This window comes from Bacillus sp. AFS077874, from assembly GCF_002566505.1.
GTDB lineage: Bacteria > Bacillota > Bacilli > Bacillales > Bacillaceae_G > Gottfriedia.
In genome coordinates, this window is record NZ_NUYF01000012.1 from 333,447 (window position 1) to 356,123 (window position 22,677).

Annotated in this window: 20 protein-coding genes; 16 read left to right on the plus strand and 4 right to left on the minus strand. The window is 33.5% G+C overall.

The window, feature by feature from the left end; all coding sequences use genetic code 11:
* Positions 1-66: 66 nt before the first annotated feature.
* Together COJ46_RS14285 and COJ46_RS14290 are read left to right on the plus strand one after the other, a co-directional pair.
* Entirely contained in the window at positions 67-528 is a 462-nt protein-coding gene (locus COJ46_RS14285; protein ID WP_097975678.1) for a pyridoxamine 5'-phosphate oxidase family protein, read from the plus strand.
* 151 nt (positions 529-679) lie between these two features.
* Positions 680-2,008: a PhoH family protein gene (locus tag COJ46_RS14290; protein ID WP_056468520.1), complete on the plus strand. Its 1,329-nt coding sequence runs from the start codon at positions 680-682 to the stop codon at positions 2,006-2,008.
* A gap of 67 nt (positions 2,009-2,075) precedes the next feature.
* On the opposite strand, the gene COJ46_RS14295 is transcribed toward COJ46_RS14290, so the two are convergent.
* Positions 2,076-2,564 carry a hypothetical protein gene (locus COJ46_RS14295; RefSeq protein ID WP_097975676.1) on the minus strand — a complete coding sequence of 163 codons (489 nt, stop codon included), beginning with the start codon at positions 2,562-2,564 and terminating at the stop codon, positions 2,076-2,078.
* Positions 2,565-2,894: 330 nt separating this feature from the next.
* On the opposite strand from COJ46_RS14295, the gene COJ46_RS14300 reads away from it, so the two are divergent.
* The 3 genes from COJ46_RS14300 to pyc all read left to right on the plus strand — a co-directional run bounded on the left by COJ46_RS14300 (position 2,895) and on the right by pyc (position 8,035).
* Positions 2,895-3,185, plus strand: a complete 291-nt coding sequence (locus COJ46_RS14300; protein ID WP_097975674.1) for an Fpa/YlaN family protein — start codon at positions 2,895-2,897, stop codon at positions 3,183-3,185.
* A 177-nt stretch (positions 3,186-3,362) separates the two neighbouring features.
* Positions 3,363-4,505 (plus strand): FtsW/RodA/SpoVE family cell cycle protein, encoded by a 1,143-nt coding sequence (locus COJ46_RS14305; protein WP_097975672.1) that lies wholly within the window; start codon positions 3,363-3,365, stop codon positions 4,503-4,505.
* Positions 4,506-4,585: 80 nt separating this feature from the next.
* Complete coding sequence (gene pyc, locus COJ46_RS14310) at positions 4,586-8,035, plus strand: pyruvate carboxylase (protein ID WP_097975670.1); 3,450 nt, start codon at positions 4,586-4,588, stop codon at positions 8,033-8,035.
* Positions 8,036-8,153: 118 nt separating this feature from the next.
* On the opposite strand, the gene COJ46_RS14315 is transcribed toward pyc, so the two are convergent.
* Entirely contained in the window at positions 8,154-9,089 is a 936-nt protein-coding gene (locus tag COJ46_RS14315) for a COX15/CtaA family protein (protein WP_097975669.1), read from the minus strand.
* Between the two features lie 399 nt (positions 9,090-9,488).
* On the opposite strand from COJ46_RS14315, the gene cyoE reads away from it, so the two are divergent.
* From cyoE to COJ46_RS14350, 6 genes are all read left to right on the plus strand, one after another.
* Positions 9,489-10,409 (plus strand): heme o synthase, encoded by a 921-nt coding sequence (gene cyoE / locus COJ46_RS14320; RefSeq protein WP_286133524.1) that lies wholly within the window; start codon positions 9,489-9,491, stop codon positions 10,407-10,409.
* 95 nt (positions 10,410-10,504) lie between these two features.
* Positions 10,505-11,545: a cytochrome c oxidase subunit II gene (gene coxB, locus COJ46_RS14325; protein WP_056468498.1), complete on the plus strand. Its 1,041-nt coding sequence runs from the start codon at positions 10,505-10,507 to the stop codon at positions 11,543-11,545.
* 32 nt (positions 11,546-11,577) lie between these two features.
* Positions 11,578-13,434: a cytochrome c oxidase subunit I gene (ctaD, locus tag COJ46_RS14330; RefSeq protein WP_097975667.1), complete on the plus strand. Its 1,857-nt coding sequence runs from the start codon at positions 11,578-11,580 to the stop codon at positions 13,432-13,434.
* The gene (locus COJ46_RS14335; protein WP_088013072.1) at positions 13,434-14,057 is read left to right on the plus strand and encodes a cytochrome (ubi)quinol oxidase subunit III; all 624 of its coding nucleotides are present in this window, start codon (positions 13,434-13,436) and stop codon (positions 14,055-14,057) included. Before ctaD ends, COJ46_RS14335 begins: the two co-directional genes overlap by 1 nt.
* 4 nt (positions 14,058-14,061) lie before the next feature.
* Positions 14,062-14,400: a cytochrome c oxidase subunit IVB gene (gene ctaF, locus COJ46_RS14340; protein WP_088013071.1), complete on the plus strand. Its 339-nt coding sequence runs from the start codon at positions 14,062-14,064 to the stop codon at positions 14,398-14,400.
* Between the two features lie 198 nt (positions 14,401-14,598).
* The gene (locus COJ46_RS14350; RefSeq protein WP_097975663.1) at positions 14,599-14,958 is read left to right on the plus strand and encodes a hypothetical protein; all 360 of its coding nucleotides are present in this window, start codon (positions 14,599-14,601) and stop codon (positions 14,956-14,958) included.
* Between the two features lie 201 nt (positions 14,959-15,159).
* Here COJ46_RS14350 and COJ46_RS14355 read toward each other — a convergent pair whose 3' ends face one another.
* A complete protein-coding gene (locus COJ46_RS14355; protein WP_097975662.1) occupies positions 15,160-15,681 on the minus strand; it encodes a hypothetical protein in 522 nt (173 codons plus the stop codon).
* A 248-nt stretch (positions 15,682-15,929) separates the two neighbouring features.
* Here COJ46_RS14355 and COJ46_RS24520 point away from each other — a divergent pair, with 248 nt between their 5' ends.
* Positions 15,930-16,103 (plus strand): hypothetical protein, encoded by a 174-nt coding sequence (locus tag COJ46_RS24520; protein ID WP_176522509.1) that lies wholly within the window; start codon positions 15,930-15,932, stop codon positions 16,101-16,103.
* 227 nt (positions 16,104-16,330) lie between these two features.
* Here the strand turns inward: COJ46_RS24520 and COJ46_RS14360 are convergent, their stop codons facing one another.
* A complete protein-coding gene (locus COJ46_RS14360; protein ID WP_098566010.1) occupies positions 16,331-17,275 on the minus strand; it encodes an EamA family transporter in 945 nt (314 codons plus the stop codon).
* A 126-nt stretch (positions 17,276-17,401) separates the two neighbouring features.
* On the opposite strand from COJ46_RS14360, the gene COJ46_RS14365 reads away from it, so the two are divergent.
* The 4 genes from COJ46_RS14365 (at position 17,402) to COJ46_RS14380 (ending at position 22,658) form a co-directional block, all read left to right on the plus strand.
* Positions 17,402-18,295 (plus strand): AraC family transcriptional regulator, encoded by an 894-nt coding sequence (locus COJ46_RS14365; protein WP_098566011.1) that lies wholly within the window; start codon positions 17,402-17,404, stop codon positions 18,293-18,295.
* A gap of 181 nt (positions 18,296-18,476) precedes the next feature.
* Positions 18,477-20,168, plus strand: a complete 1,692-nt coding sequence (locus COJ46_RS14370; protein ID WP_286145509.1) for a sigma-54 interaction domain-containing protein — start codon at positions 18,477-18,479, stop codon at positions 20,166-20,168.
* 325 nt (positions 20,169-20,493) lie between these two features.
* Positions 20,494-21,600, plus strand: coding sequence for a M24 family metallopeptidase (locus COJ46_RS14375; RefSeq protein WP_098566012.1), 1,107 nt, complete (start codon positions 20,494-20,496; stop codon positions 21,598-21,600).
* Positions 21,597-22,658, plus strand: a complete 1,062-nt coding sequence (locus COJ46_RS14380; RefSeq protein ID WP_097975654.1) for a M24 family metallopeptidase — start codon at positions 21,597-21,599, stop codon at positions 22,656-22,658. Before COJ46_RS14375 ends, COJ46_RS14380 begins: the two co-directional genes overlap by 4 nt.
* The last annotated feature ends 19 nt before the right edge of the window (positions 22,659-22,677 follow it).

Below are 22,677 nucleotides of genomic sequence, written 5' to 3' on the forward strand. Positions count from 1 at the left end.
CAGGAAGTTTTCAATAAACTTTGAATTATATTAGTATACTCTTTATTTGAAGGAGATGAAATAGTGATGGCAAACAGTATTGAGAAAACATTATCACCAAGCTTATTAGAAGATTGTAATAAAGAAAAGATTGTTTTTTTAAGTACTTTTAACTCCGAAAAGAATGCACCAGTTACGAATGCAATTTCTTGGCTTGTTGCTTTAGACGATAAGACGATTCGTTTTGCAGTTGATCAAAGATCAGCAATTATATCGAATATCGAAGAGGTTGAAGGGGTATCATTAAGCTTATTCTCAAATGAAACAGTTTATAGTATCTCGGGAAATGCAAAAATTTTAACAAAGCAAATGCCTGGGATTCCATTAAAATTAGCGTGTATAGAAGTAGAAGTTAATGAAGTAAAAAATATATTGTTTTATGGGTCAAAAATAACAGTCGAACCAGAGTATGCAAAAACTTATGATGAGAGGGCTGCAAAAAAATTAGATGTAGCAGTTTTAAGTGGTCTTAGATCCACGGAGCTTTAAACATTAAAAAATATTCTAAAGTAGAGAGAATTTCATATAATATATTAACGGTTCGTCCATTCTTCGACTAGTAACCAATTGTAAGACCTATCAATTTAGAATTAAAACTAATTATTCTAATCTGAGTTATTTTTAGTCAGGAGGTTAAGGATTGAGTAAAATATATGTTCTCGACACCAATGTACTACTGCAAGACCCACTAGCAATCTTTTCATTTGAAGATAATGAAGTAGTTGTACCAGCTGTTGTATTAGAGGAAGTAGACTCAAAGAAGAGATATATGGATGAAGTTGGTCGTAATGCTAGGTATGTATCCAAACTAATTGATAGCTTTCGAGAACTAGGGAAATTACATGAAAGTATTCCTCTTGAAAACGGTGGTTCATTTAGAATTGAATTAAATCATCGCTCATTTCAACAATTGCAAGAGATCTTTGTTGAAAAAACGAACGATAATCGCATTTTAGCTGTTGCAAAAAACTTATCACTTGAAGAAGAAGCAAAAGAAAGCGGAAAAACAGTCATTTTAGTTAGTAAAGATACGTTAGTTCGTGTAAAAGCGGATGCACTAAATTTATTAGCTGAAGATTATTTAAGTGATCGAGTAGTGGAAGTTGATCATATTTATACCGGTTATCTAGAGTATTACATAAATACAGATTTATTAAACAAGTTTTATGAAAAAACTGAGCTTCCTGTTTCAGATATAGCGAACCATCCATTTTATCCTAATCAATTCATCGTATTAAAGGATGCTCTCGGTGGTAAGAGCTCAGCTCTTGGAGTTGTAGATAAAACGGGTACAAAAATTAAGAAATTTGTTTTCTCAAATGAACATATTTGGGGCATAAGACCAAGAAATGCACAACAGTCCATGGCCTTAGAATTACTACTTCGAGATGATATACCATTAGTTACATTGATTGGTAAGGCTGGTACAGGGAAAACTTTATTAGCTTTAGCAGCAGGTTTAATGCAAAGTGAGGATCTGCAAAGCTATAAAAAGTTATTAGTTGCGAGACCAATTGTTCCAGTTGGAAAGGATCTTGGTTATTTACCGGGTGAAAAGGATGAAAAACTTCGTCCATGGATGCAACCGATTTATGATAATCTAGAATACTTATTCAATACGAAAAAACCAGGTGAACTTGATGCGATATTAGCCGGAATGGGCTCAATTGAAGTAGAAGCTTTAACTTATATAAGAGGTAGAAGTATCCCAGAGCAATTTATTATTATAGATGAAGCACAAAATCTAACTAGGCATGAAGTGAAAACAATTTTAACTCGCGTTGGTGATAAGAGTAAAATTGTATTAATGGGGGATCCAGAACAAATTGATCATCCATATTTAGATGAATACAACAATGGATTAACTTATGTAGTTGAAAAATTTAAAGATCAAAAAATAAGTGGACATGTAAAACTAATAAAAGGCGAACGTTCCTCAATTGCCCAACTTGCAGCGGATATATTGTAATAATTAAATGCTTACAAAAGCAACATCTTACCAAAATCTATCAGTAAGATGTTGCTTTTGTTTTAAACTATAAAATAATTTTCTTGATTGAAGTAATTGGTGTTTCTTTATTTGTAGCATCAGCAAAATATAAATGTACTGGACCATCTTCAAGGATTCTCTTGCCATTGTATGAAAATGCTAAATAACTTTCATATACAGTTTCAAAAGGTAATTTTATTAATTCACCTTCTGTTTCAATCGTAACTTCTAAATCACGATTTTTCGGATTACTATTATCTATAAAATAAGAAAATGGCATTGCATACGATTCCTTAAGCCATTCTTTCTTTTGAGTAGCGTATAAAGGGCTATTATCGACCTTCGCACCTTCAACAATTTCACGATCCCAATGCTTTGAAACACTTTTCGTATATTGCTCAAGCTCATCAACCTTTTTGAAATCACCAGCTAATAAACTATCTAACTTAACCTTTCTTTCATCAAATATCCAAACACTTGGATCAATTGTTAACGGAAACTCTACATTACCTGTTAATTGAAAAACATCACTCATACTAAAACCCCTTCTATGTACTAAGTCTACCTATAGTGTACGACTATTTTAAGTAAAAAGACAAACAATTGAACAAAAATAGATCTTATTTTCATTTCAGTTTTTTTATGTTTTCAGCATTTTTATCGGTGATTAAATGACCGATTTTTTTGTAAAAATTAGATTATAAGATAAATCTAAACTCTAACATAAGAAAATTCTAATAAATAAACTGTTGCAAAAAAAATTTTTCTAAAATACATATTTGCAAAACTTTTGATTTAAGTTGATTTTTCTTAAAAAGAACTATAATATTAAATAGATAGCTTGTACGGAAGCGGAGGGAGAAAATTGAGGTCTGATGCTGTAACAGATTACAAAGATAAAGCATTTGAATTATTAAAAAAAGATGCTGAAAAAATATTAAAATTAATAAATGTGCAACTTGATCATTTAACGATGCCACAATGCCCTCTATATGAAGAGGTTTTAGATACTCAAATGTTTGGTTTATCAAGGGAGATTGATTTTGCTTCTCGTTTAGGTTTAATTGAAGTAGAACAAGGTAGAGAACTTCTTTCTGAACTTGAGCGTCAACTTTCTGCTCTACATGAAGCGTTTACAGATCAAAAGAATAAATAATTATTAGCAAAAAAAGCTCAAACAATAAATGTTTGAGCTTTTTTTTTGTGAATTTTTTTAATTGTTATAAGTAATAAATCTATTAATCTATGTTACAATATTTTTATTTAAAAAGGGAATTTAGCAAAATAGTTGAATACATAAAGTATAATTAATCAAAGCAGGGATGATTAAGTAATGTTAAAAAAATATTTGAAAAATATTGATTATATGATTTTTGTTCCATTATTAGTGTTATGTTTATTTGGATTAATCATGGTGTATAGTGCAAGCTCACCATTACCATCCATTCGTTATCAAAGTGAACATTGGCCAAGTGACTATTTCTTTCATAAGCAATTAATTGCCTTTGAGGTAGGGATGTTTGCATTTGTTTTTTTAATGTTTTTACCTGCAACTTTCTTTAGAAAAAGAATTGCCATGATATTAAATATAGCTGTAAGTATAGGATTACTTGTTGCAGTGCTACTCTTTGGTGAAGTTAGAAATAATGCAAAAAGCTGGGTATTCGGAATTCAACCAGCCGAGCTAATCAAATTCGGATCAATCGTTCTTTTAGCAGGATGGTACTCCAAAAGACAAAAGCGAATTACAAAGAACTGGAAAATGCTATTTGCTCCATGGACCATAGTAGCTATTTATATCATCCTATTGAGATTACAACCAGATACAGGTACAGCATTATTAATAATCGGTGCTTGTGCTGTAGTTTCATTTTGTAGTGGTTTTATTGTAAAGAGATTAATACTCCTATTCGTTGGTGGGATTGGTTTACTATATCCATTAATTAGTATTTGTATCAGTTTAGGGATCGGGTTAACAGATGTACAAGTTAATCGATTTTTAGCTTTCCGAAATCCTTTTGACTATGCACAAGGAATCGGATTTCAAATCGTAAATTCACTTATCGCATTTGCCAATGGTGGGCTAACTGGAGTTGGATTAGGAAAAAGTATTCAAAAACTAGGTTACTTACCTGAGCCTCATACCGACTTTATTCTAGCTATAATCGGTGAGGAAACAGGGTTAATAGGTGTAATTGTAGTTATTTTATGTATATTCATAATTGTTTGGCGTGGATTGTTAATAGCTCATCAATCAAAGGATTCTTTTGATTCATTATTAGCTACTGGGATTAGTGCAATCATCGTCATTCAATCATTTGTAAATATTGGAGGAGTTACTTCGTTAATTCCACTTACGGGTGTTCCGTTACCTTTTGTTAGTTATGGAGGAACTTCGTTAATCGTTATGCTTTCTATGGTTGGTATTTTAATGAATATTTCAATACGAAATAAGATTCATAAAGAAACTTTATAAAATCTTCAAAAATGCATTTTGAAAAAAGTTTATTCTTAATTTATTGATAATTATCTTTCATAAATACAGGAGGCTTACAAATGACTTACACGAAACAGATTAAAAAAGTTCTTGTTGCTAACCGAGGTGAAATTGCAATTCGAGTATTTCGAGCTTGCACTGAGTTAGGAATTAGAACAGTTGGTATTTATTCTAAAGAAGATGAAGGGTCATATCACCGTTATAAAGCTGACGAAGCATACATAGTTGGAAAAGGTAAAAAACCAATTGATGCTTATCTAGATATTGAAGGTATTATTGAAATTGCAAAGAAAAACAATGTAGATGCAATCCATCCTGGATATGGATTCTTATCAGAAAATATTAAATTTGCTCAGAGATGTGAAGAAGAGGACATTATTTTTATTGGGCCATATTCAAGACACTTAGATATTTTTGGAGATAAAATTAAAGCAAAGCAGCAAGCTCTTCAAGCTAATTTGCCAATCATTCCAGGGAGCAATGGTCCAGTAAACTCATTGGATGATGTAAGGGAATTTGGAGAAACTTATGGATTCCCGATTATTATTAAAGCTGCTCTAGGTGGTGGCGGTCGTGGAATGAGGATTGTCCGTACGAATGCAGGATTAAAAGATGCATACGAGCGTGCTAAGTCAGAAGCAAAAGCTGCTTTTGGTAATGATGAGGTTTATGTTGAGAAATTTATTGAAAATCCAAAGCATATTGAAGTTCAAATATTAGGGGATAACCAAGGGAATATTATTCATTTGTTTGAACGCGATTGTTCAATTCAAAGAAGACATCAAAAATTAGTTGAAGTTGCACCATGTACTTCGATTAGTGAAGAGTTAAGAAATCGAATTTGTGATGCAGCTGTTCAATTGATGAAAGAAGTAGAATATATAAACGCTGGAACAGTTGAATTTTTAGTTTCTGGTAATGATTTTTATTTTATTGAGGTTAACCCTCGCGTACAAGTTGAACATACAATTACTGAAATGATTACAGGAATTGATATTGTTCAAACACAGATCTTAATTGCACAAGGTAATAGTTTACATAGTGCTAAAGTAGGGATTCCATTACAAGATGAGATTCCAAGAATTGGATATGCGATTCAAGCACGTGTTACAACAGAGGACCCACTAAATAATTTTATGCCTGATACAGGAAAAATTATGGCATATCGTTCAGGTGGAGGTTTTGGTGTAAGGTTAGACACGGGTAACAGCTTCCAAGGTGCTGTTATTACACCTTACTATGATTCGTTATTAGTAAAAGTAACGACACATGCATTAACATTCGAAGGTGCAATTGCGAAGTTAAATCGAAATTTAAAAGAATTCCGTATCCGTGGGATTAAAACAAATATTCCATTTTTAGAAAATGTTACGACACACCCAGATTTCTTATCTGGTGAATATAATACTTCATTTGTAGATTCATCTCCGGAATTATTTGTTTTTGCAAAAAGAAGAGACCGTGGAACAAAATTATTAAATTATATCGGCAATGTAACAGTGAATGGATTTCCAGGTATATCGGAAAAAGAAAAGCCAGCTTATGATGAGATTATCATTCCAAATGTAAATCATATTAAAAGTGCTGAAAGTGGAACTAAACAATTACTAGATCAATTAGGTGCTGATGAATTTTCGAAGTGGTTAAAAAATCAACCGAATGTTTTATTTACAGATACAACGTTTAGGGATGCTCACCAATCACTGCTTGCAACAAGAATCCGTTCAAAAGACCTAATTACAGTAGCAGAACAAACGTCAAAATTATTACCTAACTTATTCTCTATGGAAATGTGGGGCGGAGCGACTTTCGATGTAGCATACCGTTTCTTAAATGAAGACCCATGGGAAAGATTATTAAATTTAAGAGAAAAAGTTCCAAATGTATTATTCCAAATGCTTTTACGTGGATCAAATGCAGTTGGATATAAAAATTACCCTGATAATCTTGTTAAAAAGTTTATTGAAGCATCGGCTCAAGCAGGAATCGATGTATTTAGAATATTTGATAGTCTAAATTGGATTAAAGGGATGGAAGTCGCAATTGATGCTGTAAGAGACAGTGGAAAGCTTGCTGAGGCATCGATTTGTTACACAGGAGATATATTAGACCCAACTCGAACAAAATATAATCTAGCGTATTATAAAGAGCTTGCAAAGGATTTAGAATCAGCTGGTGCACATATTTTAGCTATTAAAGATATGGCTGGTTTATTAAAGCCTCAGGCTGCTTATACGTTAATTAGTGAGTTGAAGGATACTGTAGATCTACCAATCCACTTACATACTCATGATACGAGTGGAAATGGTTTATACACATATGTAAAAGCAATCGAAGCTGGCGTAGATGTTGTAGACATCGCAATTGGAAGTATGTCTGGATTAACTTCTCAGCCAAGTGCAAATAGTTTATATTATGCTCTAAAAGGTTCAAAGGACGAGACAAACTTAAATATTAACGGCTTAGAGCAGTTATCAACCTACTGGGAAGGCGTTCGTAAGTATTATAGTAGTTTTGAAAGTGGTATGGTTTCACCACATACAGAGGTTTATCAGCATGAAATGCCAGGTGGTCAGTATTCTAACTTAAAACAACAAGCTAAAGGTGTTGGTTTAGGAGAAAGATTTGAAGAAGTTAAGGATATGTATGGTAGAGTAAATCAACTATTTGGAGATGTCGTAAAAGTGACACCATCTTCTAAAGTAGTTGGAGATATGGCATTGTTTATGGTTCAAAATAATTTAGACGAAGATTCTGTATATGAAAAAGGAGAAAATATCGATTTTCCTGATTCAGTAATAGAATTTTTTGAAGGGAAATTGGGACAACCTCATGGAGGATTTCCAAAGAGCTTACAACGCATCATCTTAAAAGGCAGAAAGCCATTAACTGAAAGAGCTGGTGAGTCATTAAAACCAATCGATTTTAAAGATGTTGAGGAGTATTTATTCAAGACATTAAATCGCCAGGTTACTAATTTTGATATATTAGCTTATTGCCTATACCCTAAAGTATTTATGGACTATCAAAAAAATGTTGAAAGCTACGGAGACTTATCTGTACTTGATACACCTTCTTTCTTCCATGGAATGAAACTAGATGAAGAGATTAAAGTAGATATTGAACGTGGTAAAACACTGATTGTTAAACTAGTTTCGATTGGTCAAGCTCAGCCTGATGGAACAAGAGTTATCTACTTTGAATTAAATGGTCAGCCCAGGGAAATAGTTGTTAAGGATTACTCAGTTAAATCTACTGTCGTTCAAAAAAGAAAAGGGGACACTAGTAATCCAAACCATATTAACGCAACAATGCCAGGTACTGTTTTAAATGTACTTGTTAAAAAGGGCGATGTAGTTGAAAAAGGTCAAACTTTAGCAATTACAGAAGCGATGAAAATGGAAACAACTGTCCAATCTCCATTTACAGGTGTAATAAGAGACATTCTGATTACATCAGGAGAAAGTATTTCTACAGGTGATCTTCTAATAGAACTAGATCAAAGATAAAAAGTAAAATGAAGAGCGAAGTTAGAGAAGCTGCTGTAAAAGGGCAACTCTTCTTCGCTTCAATTTTATATGTAAAAAAAGGTATTTCTTCTACAGTTAAGTGGAAGAAATACCTTTTTTAAGAGATATTTTTATTTTGAAGTAACTCAGAATTTGAGCTTTTACTTCTAGTACAAACTAAACTTTGGAAACTAAATATTGCAAACAAGCACGAGATTAAAATAGCATGTGTTAATGCAACATAAATATTTAGGTTTGTAAAAACAATTACCGCGCCACAAATTACTTGAAGTGTAACAAGAATTAAAGATACAAGCCATCCAAAATAAATGCCACGTTCATTACGATAGTATTTATAAGCATGTACAAATGCAATAATTACCCAGACGAACAAAAGAAAAGCAGCAAATCGATGCCCCATTTGAATCCATTCATGAACCTGTGTAGGAAATCCATTGTTTGCTTTACTGCATAATGGCCAGCTAGGACAAGCTAAGCTAGCATTTTCGTGTCGAACAAGAGCGCCCGTATAAACTACTAAGTATGAATAAATCCATAAACCGTAAGTATGAAATTTCATTCTTTTTCCGACGTAAAAAGAATTTTTTTGATAATTGCGATCACGTTCAAAAATTAATAATGTTAACATGACTACAGCAGCAAAACAAATTAGAGAAATACCAAAATGAATTGCTTTTACAGCTGGGACTTGACCCCAAACAACTGCGGCTGCCCCGATTAATGCTTGAGCAACTAGAAAAATACAAGAAATGATTGCTAAAAACTTTGTTTCTCTTTTATGAGGAATGACAATCCAAGCAAGCACTGCTAATAATAAAACAAATATCCCAGCAAGGCCTGATGCTGCACGATGAGATAATTCAATGACAGTTTGAATAGTTAGATGATCAGGAATGATTTGACCTTTACAAAGTGGCCATGATCTTCCACAACCGAGTCCAGAATTAGTCTTTGTTACGAGTGCACCACCCAATAAAACAATTAAAAGAATGAATGAGGTAATTAACGATACCCCTTTTAAAACACGTAGCAAGTATACCCACCCACTTTTATAAAATAATAATAATTTTAAAATTTAATTATTAAAAAAATTATTCTGTAAATAATACTTCTATATCATATAAGATTGCGACACAAAATTCAAAGGTAACCTTCATATTTAGACATAATATTTGTTTTTTCTTATCTTTGAATGTATTCATTTTTAAAATATAGAAATAATTAATTTTATAATTAAATAGTATTTAGTATTGAAAAGATAGACTGTTTACGTTAAAATTTTTTTGAAACGTACACAATTTGTTCATATATTTATCACAAAAATTTCATTAAATTTAGTTTAATAGAAGTATGTCTAAATTAAAAACTCATTATGAACCATTAAAAAATGGGTATGAAAAATGAAGTTTTGCAAAAAAAGAGGAGGATTGACTTGGAACAATTAGCTAATAATGTTTCTAAAAACGAAGAAACTAATCATCCTTCTAGTTCACTGAAGAAAGATTTACTTTCTTTAATGAAAATAGGGATCGTAAACTCTAATATACTGACAACTTTTACAGGTATCTGGTTAGCAATCCAAATAAATGGATTAGATATATTAGATTCTTTACCAAAAGCAATTATTACTGTAATTGGTTCATCACTTATTATTGCGGGATCATGTGTAATCAATAACTATATTGATCGTGATATTGATCCATATATGGAGAGAACTAAAAACAGACCAACTGTAACCGGTAATATTAAACCAAGCGTTACAATTTCGATTGGTATTCTTTTATTAATTGTGGGCTTTACATTTATGGCGTTCACAACCTTAATGGCTGTTGTATATGCATTTATTGGTGCATTTACATATATCGTACTATACACTCTTTGGACGAAACGTAATTACACGTTAAACACAGTAGTAGGTAGTATATCTGGTGCAGCACCCCCATTAATTGGATGGGCAGCAATCGATGCGAATTTGCATCCAATTGCTTGGATGCTGTTTTTAATCATGTTTATATGGCAACCACCTCATTTCTTAGCACTTGCGATGAGACGTTCTGAAGAATACAAAAGAGCGGGAATTCCAATGCTACCAGTGGTTTACGGATTTGAAATGACGAAACGTCAAGTGATGATCTGGGTATTATGTTTATTACCACTGCCATTTTACATGCAAGCTCTAGGTTTACCATTTATTATTTTTGCAACAATATTGAATATTGGATGGGTTATTTTAGGATTATATTGTTATAAACAAAAGGATGATCAAAAGTTCTCTAAACTGATGTTTATATACTCCATTAACTATTTAACTCTTCTATTTATGTCAATGATTGTGTTTACAATTTCGTTTTAATTAGGGGTATTACGGGGGATTTTTTTATTGTTTGTTTAATCTTATTTTTAAATAAGAATGAAACACTTTAAATTGAAAGAGGGGGAAGTATACTTATGAAACATTGGCGATTAGTCTCGCTAATTTCCTTGATAGCAGTTATTTTGAGTGCATGTGGACATGCAAATCAATCTACACTGAATCCTCAAGGTGAAGTAGCAAAAATGCAATACGATCTTATGAAGCTAAGTACGTTGATCATGGTATTCGTTGTTGCTGTAGTAACAGTTCTTTTCCTTTACGTAATCGTGAAATATCGTCACCGTAAAGGTCAAGAGAATATTATTCCAAAGCAAGTAGAAGGTAATCATTTCTTAGAGCTTCTTTGGACGATTATTCCTGTTATTTTACTTATTGTTTTAGCAGTACCAACAGTATCACAAACGTTTAAGCTTTCAGATGAGAAGCAAATAGCAAAAGATGAGAAGAAAAAAGATGCAATTGTTATTAATGTAAATGCTCATCTTTTCTGGTGGGAATTTGAGTATCCAAAACAAAAATTCATTACTTCTCAAGACATGTATATCCCAGTTGGTAAAAAAGTTATCTTAAACCTAAAAGGTCAAGATATCAAACACTCATTCTGGGTACCATCATTAGCAGGTAAACTTGATACAAACGTTGAAGGCGAAAACAAAATGTGGCTTTCAGCGGATAAAGAAGGTACATATAATGGATTCTGTGCAGAGTTTTGTGGTCCTTCACATTCATTAATGCAATTTAAAGTTAAAGTTGTAAGTCAAGCCGACTACGATAAGTGGTTAGCTGATATGAAGAATCAAAAGGGTCAAGCTGTAACAGCAGATGCACAAGAAGGTGAAAAAATCTTCAAACAAAGCTGTATTGGTTGTCATGCTGCAGATGCAAATGATACAAGACCACCTGCTGCACGACTTGCTCCAAACTTAGCTAACTTCGGTGATCGTGATATGGTTGCTGGTATTGCTAAAAATAATGAAGCAAACATCAAGAAATGGTTAACAAATCCGGAAGCTATGAAGCCAGGAAACCTAATGTCAGGTAAATATGGTGACTTATCAGCTGATCAGATTGATGCATTAACTGCATACTTAACTAGCTTAAAAATTGCAAAATAAATTAATGGATATGAAGCAAAGGGGGTAATACTGTGAGTTCTGTAGCGAAAAAGAAACCACTATTGTGGGACTACTTAACGACAGTCGACCATAAGAAAATTGCCATCCTGTATTTAATTGCAGGCGGATTCTTTTTCTTAGTTGGTGGGATGGAAGCGTTATTTATTCGTATACAATTAATTAAGCCAGACAACACATTTTTAGTTGGTGATGCTTATAACCAAGTATTAACAATGCATGGTACAACAATGATTTTCTTAGCGGCGATGCCGATGATCTTTGCATTTTTTAACGCGGTAGTACCATTACAAATTGGTGCTCGTGACGTAGCTTTCCCGTTTTTAAATTCTCTAGGTTTCTGGTTATTCTTCGTTGGTGGAGTTTTCTTAAACTTAAGTTGGTTCTTAGGTGGAGCGCCTGACGCAGGTTGGACATCATATGCGACACTAGCTCTACACAGTAAATCACATGGTGTAGACTTCTACTTATTAGGTCTACAAATTTCAGGTATTGGTACATTAGCAGGTGGTATTAACTTCCTAGCAACGATTATTAACATGCGTGCTCCGGGGTTAACATACATGCGTATGCCACTATTTACTTGGACAGTATTTGTAACATCAGCACTTATTTTATTTGCGTTCCCGGCATTAACAATCGGGTTAGCGTTATTAATGTTTGACCGCCTATTTGGGACTGCATTCTTTGATGCATCTTTAGGTGGAAACTCAATGATTTTTGAACATTTATTCTGGATTTTCGGACATCCAGAGGTTTACATTCTTATATTACCGGCATTTGGTATCTTCTCAGATATCATTCCAGCTTTCTCTAAGAAACGTTTATTTGGATACTCTTCAATGGTATTCGCAACAGTTTTAATTGGTTTCCTAGGATTCATGGTATGGGCTCACCACATGTTTACAGACGGTCTTGGTGCAGTAGCAAATGCAATTTTCGCTGTTGCAACTATGGCAATTGCAGTTCCTACAGGGGTTAAAATCTTTAACTGGTTATTAACAATGTGGGGCGGACAAATTCGTTTTACAACACCAATGCTTTGGTCAGTTGCTTTTATTCCATCATTCGTTCTAGGTGGGGTAACTGGTATTATGAACGCTGCAGCTCCTGCTGACTATCAATTCCATGATAGTTATTTCGTAGTAGCTCACTTCCACTACGTAATCGTAGGTGGGGTAGTATTTGGTCTATTTGCCGGTGCACATTACTGGTGGCCAAAAATGTTTGGTAAAATCTTAAATGAAACATTAGGTAAAATTACATTCTTTTTATTCTTTATTGGTTTCCATTTAACATTCTTTATTCAACATTTCTTAGGTTTAATGGGGATGCCTCGTCGTTACTTTACATACTTACCTGGACAAGGCTTAGATACTGGAAACATGATCAGCTCAATTGGAGCAATGTTCATGGGTCTAGCTACAATTGTTATGTTAATCAATGTTGTTTATACAGCAATCAAAGGTAAGAAAGCTGCTGGAGATGCATGGGGTGTAGGTCGTACACTTGAGTGGTCAATTCCTTCTCCTGCACCAGAATATAACTTTGCTCAAATTCCATATGTACGTGGATTAGACGCTCTATGGGTAGAAAAAATGGAAGGAGACGGCAAAATGACACCTGCTGAACCACTAGGTGATATTCATATGCCAAACTCATCTATTTTACCGTTTGTTATGTCAGTGGGCTTATTTATTGCAGCATTTGGGGCATTGTATAATGACCAACTTAAAAACCACACGGCAGTTGGTGTATTAATTCTTGGCTTAGTTATTACATTCGGTTCAATGTTCTTACGTTCTTGGATTGATGATCATGGATTCCATATCCATAAAGAAGACATAGCAGATGAGGGGGTTGAGGCATAATGGAAATGAATCAAAAATTTACAGCTGAAACGTTTCCTCACAACCCTGAAAAAGCTACAGAAGAAGGTAAAAATAAGTTCTTAGCATTCTGGCTATTTCTTGGTGGAGAAACTGTATTATTCGCATCATTATTTGGTACTTTCTTAGCATTAAGAAACTCTACTGCTGGTGGAGCCAGTGCTGCAGAAATGTTCGAACCAAAATTAGTATTCATTGCTACAATGTTACTTTTAACATCATCACTTACAAGTGTTTATGCAATGTACCACATGAAAAACTTTGAACACAAAAAGATGATGCTTTGGTTAGGAATTACAGTTTTATTAGGTCTAGGATTTTTATTATTAGAAATTTACGAATTTAGACACTATATGCACGAATATCATTTTACAATTAAAAGTAGTGCATTTGGTTCTTCATTCTATACATTAGTAGGTACTCATGGTGCCCACGTATTTGTTGGTTTACTATGGATCACTACTTTAATGCTTCGAAATGGTGGAAGAGGTTTAAATTTATACAACGCACCGAAGTTTTATGTGGCAAGTTTATACTGGCACTTCATCGACGTAGTATGGATTTTCATCTTTACAGTAGTATACTTAATGGGAATGGTGGGATAAGAAAATGGGTACAAATACAAACTCTCATCAAAGAAATCAAGTTGAAATAAAGTATCACAGACGTAAACATGCAGAAGAAATGAAACAACAATTAATTTCATTTGCATTAATGATCATTTTAACACTTGCATCATTTGCAGCAGTATTATACAGAGATAAAATGGATCCATACTTTACAGTACCATTTATTTTATTACTTGCTGTAGTACAACTAGTGTTCCAACTTTATTACTTCATGCACATGAAAAATAAAGGTCACAGCACACAAGCGTTCTTCCTATATTCAGGACTTACAGTTGCTGTAATTACACTATTAACATTCTTAACATTAATCTGGTTATGATGTAAAAAGGAAGTGAATTTTATTCACTTCCTTTTTTTATGTTCGTTAATGTAGATTGTTGATATGTTGTGGGACTTACTTGCAGTTTGTTTCGATAAGAAAGATTGTATTGTAGAACTTCTAATTTTGCAGGAGATTTTTCTTTTATATAAACTCCTAACATAAACTTAAAGATTAAAATAAGGTGGTATGGTTTGATTGAAAACATTTGAAGCTCTAGAGTGGCTTAAAAGTAATAATAATCCTTCAGCATTTGCGACTAATAGATTTGGTGAAACAATTTATGCTATTAATTTTGTTGAGAAACTTTATGAACTTGGTGCAGGAAAAGTGAGTGTTGTTGGTATTATAGATGAAAAAGAACGGATTGAGGATGAAGGTGGACCTTATGCTGAATCCTTGATAGTTGAATTACCTGAAGATGACGTAAAAAGGAATGATATTATAAGGTTTTATGAAAAAGAGATGGAAGAACAAGGGATTGACGAAGGAGAAGGAATTTTAGAATGGAATGAAATTAATTTGGATAATGGCATACTTGGTTTTGGTTGGTATTGATACGATGCCAACTTTAGATATGTAATGCACCTACCGTATGAGTTAAATAGAATAGAAAAAAAGGCTAATTTCGAAAGAGCCTTTTTTGAATTCGAAACCCTATGTATTACCTTGGAAATGTTATTAAATGTATATTTTTTTAGTTTTTTTGTAACTTAGTAACCACAATTAAAGATTCTTAATGTTGCCAGTATGGAGAACTTATTTAGATTGAGAAAGCACATAATGAAAGTACTTTTGTGGTGTACCATAACGCTTGAGTTCTAGAATAAATTCTTCATCAGCTTGAGTAATAGTTCCTTTTTCTACTCCATTACCATCTTGGATTGATACAGGAAATAAACTTCCATCTTGGTAATCAAAGTTAATGATTTTTCCCATACCTTCACCTGTGATGCTTAACGTAACTCCTTCGTTTACCATAGCATAACCAACTATATCATACATTTTCTTAAACAATTCCTCTATCTCAGCTAATGCAACAAGTTCTTCTTCGCCATCATTAAATACGGTATCCTTATCAAATTTTACCCAAATACCAACAGCTTCTTTTTCTGGAGCTCTATTTAAATCTTCATAATCAATTTTTGTTATCGTCCCGGAATGATAAATAGGTTCTTCCTCATTAATACAATAAATGTCACTTCTTTTAATAATTTCTACTCGATCGCCTTCACTTACTGTTAATTCTCTTTTTGTACCAAACCTATTGTAGTAGATCAATCATATTTCCTCCTAGTAAAATTCTTTAGACTTATAAATTATCCCCAAAATTACTAAAGAAATACTGAAAGGGAATATTAATTTTCATTGTTGTATTATTTAGGGTGTATCATGGATCCAATTCAACTATGGACATATTTATTGGTATAAGAAAGTTCAGTGGAAGAAAACTATAAAGCAGACATAATTTTAGAATGAGTACTAATTCGGTTATAGTTGAACAGTAAAATGGAAGGGATGATTCAACGATGGATATGGAAATTCCTAAAGATGAAGATATTGAAATGGAAGAAAAAGTTGAGCTTACTGGTAGTATTGATAAATTAACAGAGCATGTAATTTGGGGTGCACAAGGTTTCATGGATATTCCTGATCAAGGTAAAACGTACAGGAAAAGATATTTAGGAAACCGATATCAATAACTTAAGAAATCGTTGCCCGTGAAAAAGACGTGTAAGGTACAAAAGAAAGGCAAGGAAAATACACTGTATTATTTCCATTTACACAAAGATATTCATGAATAAATATAGATACATAACCAGCGCATGATTTTTTGGATATCATATTAATCCATAAGCAATTAACGCAATACTTTCATTCAAAATTTAGGAGCTGATTAATTAATCAGCTCCTATTTCACATTGCAAATTTAACTAACTCTAAGCGGTTCTTTATTATTAGGAGGTTGGCTAGTTTTTGAAGAAGACTCTTTATTCAAAGCCAATAATAATATCATTCCAAGTATACAAGCTGTACCAAGCCATTGGAAAAAACCAAAAGGCTCTTTTAACCAAAAGATTGTAGTTAAGACGGCAGCTAGTGGTTCAATACTTCCTAACAGACTTGATTCTTTAGGTGGAAGATTTTGTAAACTTTCTATATAGAACCAAAATGCAATCATTGTACCGAATATGATAATGAACACTAAATATAACATCGCTTCAAGCGTTAAGTTTTTAAAATCCATTTGCCAAGGAGGATGGATAAAACTTAATACAAAGCCACCGATTATCATAGCCCATCCGACAATGACAAGTGAGTCGTATTGCTTCAGTAATGGTACGGCAAATAAAGTATAAAATGCTAAAGCTACCCCAGATAATACACCCCAAGCGATTGCAATTGTTGGCACAGATAATTGCGAGATTGAGCCGTTAGTTAATAAAAAAAAACTTCCAGTTAATGCTAGAGAAACAGATAACAAATCTCTTCGTGTTAGTGCGGTTTGTTTACGGATAATTAAATATACGATAATCATTACAGGTGCTAAATACTGTAATAGTGTTGCAACAGCAGCGTTTCCATGTTCAATTGAGGCCATATATGTGTATTGAACCGCTAGCATCCCAAATACCCCGAAGATCATTAGTTGAATTGCGATCCTTCCATTTTTCCAAACCCCAAGGATCTGAGAACGATCTTTTATAAAATATTGAATGGCTAAGAGTAATAATCCAGCTATAAGCAAACGGATCGTAACAAGCCAATCTACATCAATTTGATACTGTTGAAACAGTTTTTTTGCGACAGTACCACCAATCCCCCAAAATACTGCCCCTGTGATAACAAGAAATATTCCCTTTCGTTTATTCATGATTTTAGTCTCCACCTTCAAATATAAAAATAGTGTTATAATATGTTAAATGATAAGTGGGAAAAGACTAAATTAATACTCAAATCGAATGGAAAAATGTAAGGATATTGAGGTGGTTATAGGGATATGCAAATTAAAAATTTTATGGTTGACGAAAGTTTAAAAGAATTAACTAAACATCAAACTGTTGTTTTGCCAATTGCATGTTACGAAACAACGATTAAGAAAAACATAAATAGTTATATACCACTTCATTGGCATGATGAATTTCAGTTTGTTCACGTTGTTAAAGGTGAAGCAATTTTTCAAATAAATGAAGAAAATATTTTTGTTCATGAAGGGGAAGGGCTTTTTATAAATAGTGGCTGCTTGCATATGGCAAAAGATCTGAATGATTCTGAATGTACCTATATTTGTTTAAATGTTTCTCCAAGTTTCGTTTTGTCTCAAGAACTTTATACAACCTTTGTAAAGCCTTATTATCAGGCGACTAATATACCCTTTTTATTCTTAGATCCAAGGGAGCTATGGGCCAATAGCATTTTAAGCTCTATTTTGAAAATCAATGAGATGATCAAACAAAATTCACCATTCTATGAAATCGAGGTCAGCTTACATCTCACATTAATTTGGAAGAATTTAATTATGAATGGGATTGAATTAGAGTACGAACAGTCGGTAGTGGTAAAGAGTAACCGAATGAAGCAAATGTTAAATTGGATCCACCTACATTATCCTGAGAAAATACTATTAGAAGACATTGCAAGAGCTGGTCAATTAAGTCGATCTGAGTGTTGTCGATATTTCAATCGTATTTTAAAAACAACTCCATTAAACTATGTAACCGATTATCGAATACAAAAAAGTTTAATATTACTACAACTACCTGAGTCGAATGTCACTGATGTTGCCTATCAAGTTGGATTTAATAGCACAAGCTACTTTATTGATAAATTCCGAAAGTTGATGAAATTGACACCATTAGCTTACAAAAAACAAAAAATTCCAGAAATCATATGAAGTAAAACACAAAAGCTTCTTTTAGTTGAAAAATATAAGTTGTTTAGCTTTAGTTTTTTTACTAATGTAATTGGCAGGATTGTGTAATATGGAGTGTTAGAATTCACAAGATCATAATCATGAGATGAACTCGGCGTAATGACCGAGTAATATGAAAAAGATACAAATAGGTGGTGGTATTATGATGAAACATCTTCTTCCTAGAATAGAAGATTTGTTGCAAACAAATTTTTCTTTGCACTCTGATCTGGATATCAATAATGAAGCAGCGTATCTATTTAAACAGCATCATAGTGAAGTCTGGATGTTAACGATAAATGAGTATCTTCATTTTAAGAGCAGAAATATAAAAGAATTTTATTGGAAAAAAGCGGGCGTTTTCAATGAAAAAGCTGTGATTCAAGACGTGATTCAAGCAGTACAAGCATCAGATGTTGTAGTCATCACAGATGGAGAAGGAAAAATTAAGGGCTATATCACTTCTGCTGTTTTAGTTTCTAAAGTGTTCGAATCATATCAATATTTAGAGGCCTATTTTCGAACGATGATTGATACAATGGATGGTTCGGTCTCGATTGTAGATGAAGCTGGAAAAACAGTTGTTTGGACTCAAGGTGCTGAAAGGATATTTTCAATCCCTAAAGAAGAAATTATTGGGAATAAAATGGAGGAGTTTTTTCCAAAAGATATGTTATTAAATAAAGTAACAATGGAGACAGGTCAATCCTTTCGTCATAAGCATCATAAACCACGTGAGGATCTCTTTGTCATGATTAATAGCAGTCCAATCTTTATCCATGATCGAATTGTGGGTGCAGTTGCGGCTGAAACCGACATTACGAGTCAAGTGATAATGAATCAAGAGCTTATGAATGCTTCCTCTAAAATTCTTCAATTGCAGAAGGAAGTTTCAAGACTGCAATTGTCACATGATTCTTTTCAACATATAAAAGGATCGAGTCAATTGATGAAAGAAACAGTTTCGTTATCGAGGAAAATGTCTGAAACGAGTGCGAATATTTTATTACTTGGTGAAACAGGAGTTGGGAAAGAAGTCTTTGCAAAAGCAATCCATTTTTATCGTGGATCATCTTCTCCATTTATTGCTGTAAACTGTGGTGCGATTACACCATCATTGTTTGAGAGTGAATTTTTTGGCTATGAAAAAGGAGCATTTTCTGGTGCAGATGTAAAGGGTAAAAAGGGAAAACTAGAGTTGGCGAACGGTGGAACTCTTTTTCTGGATGAAATTGGTGACTTACCATTGGATATGCAAGTTAAGCTTCTTAGAGTATTGCAAGATAAAACGTATTACCGCGTTGGTGGTACAAAGCAGCTAACAGCGGAATGCCGAATCATTGCTGCTACAAATAAGGATTTAGAATCAATGGTTGAAGTTAATACTTTTCGAGAAGACCTTTATTATCGTCTTAACATTTTATCTATTACGATTCCCCCGTTGAGAGAACGAAAAGAAGACGTAATGGAGCTCCTTCATCATTTTATCTATGAGTTTTCATTACTATATAATCGAACGATTAAAATCGTTGACCCTCAGGTAACTTCCACCTTATTACAATACGATTGGCCTGGAAATGTGAGAGAGATGAGAAATGTTATTGAGCGATTAGTATTACTGTCTGTAGAAGAAACGATCTCTATAGAAGCTTTACCGCCAAAGTTGCTACAATCTACATTGTTATCGACTAGGTATGATGAATCCTTGGAAGATGATCTAAATGATTTTGAGAAAAATAAAATCATTAAAGCCATTCAAACAGAGAAAGGGAACAAGCAAGCAGCCGCAAAAAAACTAGGAATATCTCGAGCTACTTTATACAATAAAATGAAAAAATTAAAGATTGAGCTTTAAAAGTAAAAAGCCTTTTCGACTAAATTAGTCCAGACGAGCGTAAGAAACTCCTGGGCTGATTTAGAACCTTGAAATCAAATATCCCCCATTATTTCTCCTCAACCAGTAAGTAGTAACTTTTAAATAAAAACTCTATCAATGGCATTTTCTACGGTTCTGTCAAACCGCTACCGTCTAAATATTTAGACACTATACGCTAAACAGTGTCTAAAGACATTTACACTATTTCCTAAACTATCCTCTAAATAAAAGATTTTAAAATGGCACAGAACTTGCATTTATACTTCATGTCTAATTTAAACCATCTATTAAAGGGGAAATGATCATGAATTATCGAATGCAAGAATTACAAACATTTTTACAAAAACAAAGTATCCCAGGTGGCTTGGTCACATCACGCCAAAATATTTTTTATTTATCAAATTTTGATTACAATCCGCATGAACGATTTGTAGGTATTTTTGTCTTCCCAAATGACGAACCCATTTTTATTACACCAGCAATGGAAGTTCAAATGATAAAGGAAGCAGGCTGGAAACATCTAATCCTAAGTTACACAGATTCCGATCATCCGTGGGAACTTGTTCGTGAAGTAATTGAAAGCAGAAACAAAATGAATCTCTTTGCAGTTGAAAAGCATGATATCTCCTATTTTTATATTGAAAGTCTGCAACAGATTTTTGGTGAAGTAGAGTTTGAATCTCTAGATTCGATTCTTACTGAAATGCGACTAGTAAAAGATGCTGATGAAATTGAAATATTACGTGAAGCCGCTGCTTTTGCTGATTATGGGGTACAAGTGGGTATTGAAGCATTAAAAGAAGGAATCACAGAACTTGAAGTATTAGGAAAAATTGAATTTGAATTAAAGAAAAAAGGGATTAAAGAAATGTCATTCTCTCCCATTGTTTTGTTTGGCCAAAATGCAAGTAACCCACATGGAGCTTCAGGTGACAATAAGTTAAAAAAAGGAGATAGTGCGTTATTTGATTTAGGTGTGAAATATAAGGGATATTGCTCTGATATCACAAGAACAGTCATGTATGGTAATCCTGGTATTGAACTCATTAAAATCTACAATACAGTTTTACAGGCTAATCTTGCAGGGGTAGAAGCATCTCAACCTGGAACAAGAATTGGTGATGTTGATCTCTCAGGAAGACGCGTGATTCAAGCAGCTGGCTACGGTGAGTTTTTTCCTCATCGAATTGGTCATGGTCTAGGGATTGAAATTCATGAGGCACCTTCTATAAATGAAATTAATGAAGGCTTACTGAAATCAGGAATGGTCATCACTATTGAACCTGGCATTTATCTAAATAGCCTCGGTGGTGTCCGTATTGAAGACGATGTTGTCATTACTGATCATGGGTATGAAGTATTAACGAAGTTTCCAAAAGAATTAATGATTGTAGGAGCTGAACGAAATTGAACCGAATCGAAAAAATACAGAAACAGCTTTTAGAGAACAATGTCGACGCAATATTGATTACAAAGAGTGAAAATCGTAGATATACGACAGGTTTTACAGGTTCAGCTGGTATGGTGCTAATTTCAAAAAATACTGCTACCTTTATCACTGACTTCCGCTACGGGGAACAGGCTCAAAATGAAGTGAAAAACGCTAAGATTATTGTCCATAACGGTAATATTGAAAAAGAAGTTGCAAATGAAATCGACTGTCAAGGTCTTAAAAAGGTCGCTGTTGAGGCAAATGCCATGACATTAAATACATTCTCAAAACTACAAGAGTATGGAAACGTAAAATGGATTCAATTGGAAAATATCGTTGAAAAGGTTAGAGAAATCAAAGAGCCAATAGAATTAGAAATAATGAGAACGGCAGCTAAAATCGCAGATAAGGCGTTTGATTATATTTTGAATATCATTAAACCAGGGATTACGGAATTAGAAATCCGTAATGAACTGGAATTCTATATGCGAAATCTTGGTGCAACCTCAACATCTTTTAATACTATAATTGCTTCTGGAAAGAGGGCTGCACTACCGCATGGAGTGGCTTCCGAAAAAGTGATCAATTATGGTGACATGGTAACCCTTGATTTTGGTGCATTGTACAATGGTTATTGCTCTGATATTACAAGAACAATCGCCGTTGGGAGCTGTTCGGATGAGTTTCGCAACATTTATCACATCGTATTAGAAGCTCTAAAACGTGGAACAGAAGGAATTAAATCAGGTGAAAAAGCGAAAACGATTGACGATTTAACGAGAGACTATATTTCAGAAAAAGGATTCGGAATTCGTTTTGGACATTCAACAGGTCATGGGTTAGGTATGGAGGTTCACGAACCAATCCGGCTTTCTGACAAAAGTGTAGAAATTCTTCAAACTGGAATGGTTGTTACCGTTGAACCAGGAATTTATATCCCAGGATGGGGTGGCTGCCGGATTGAAGATGATATTATAGTGAAAGAGAATGGTTATGAAATAATTACCCATTCTGATAAGCACTTAATTATCTTATAAAAAATATTGAACAGGTCAT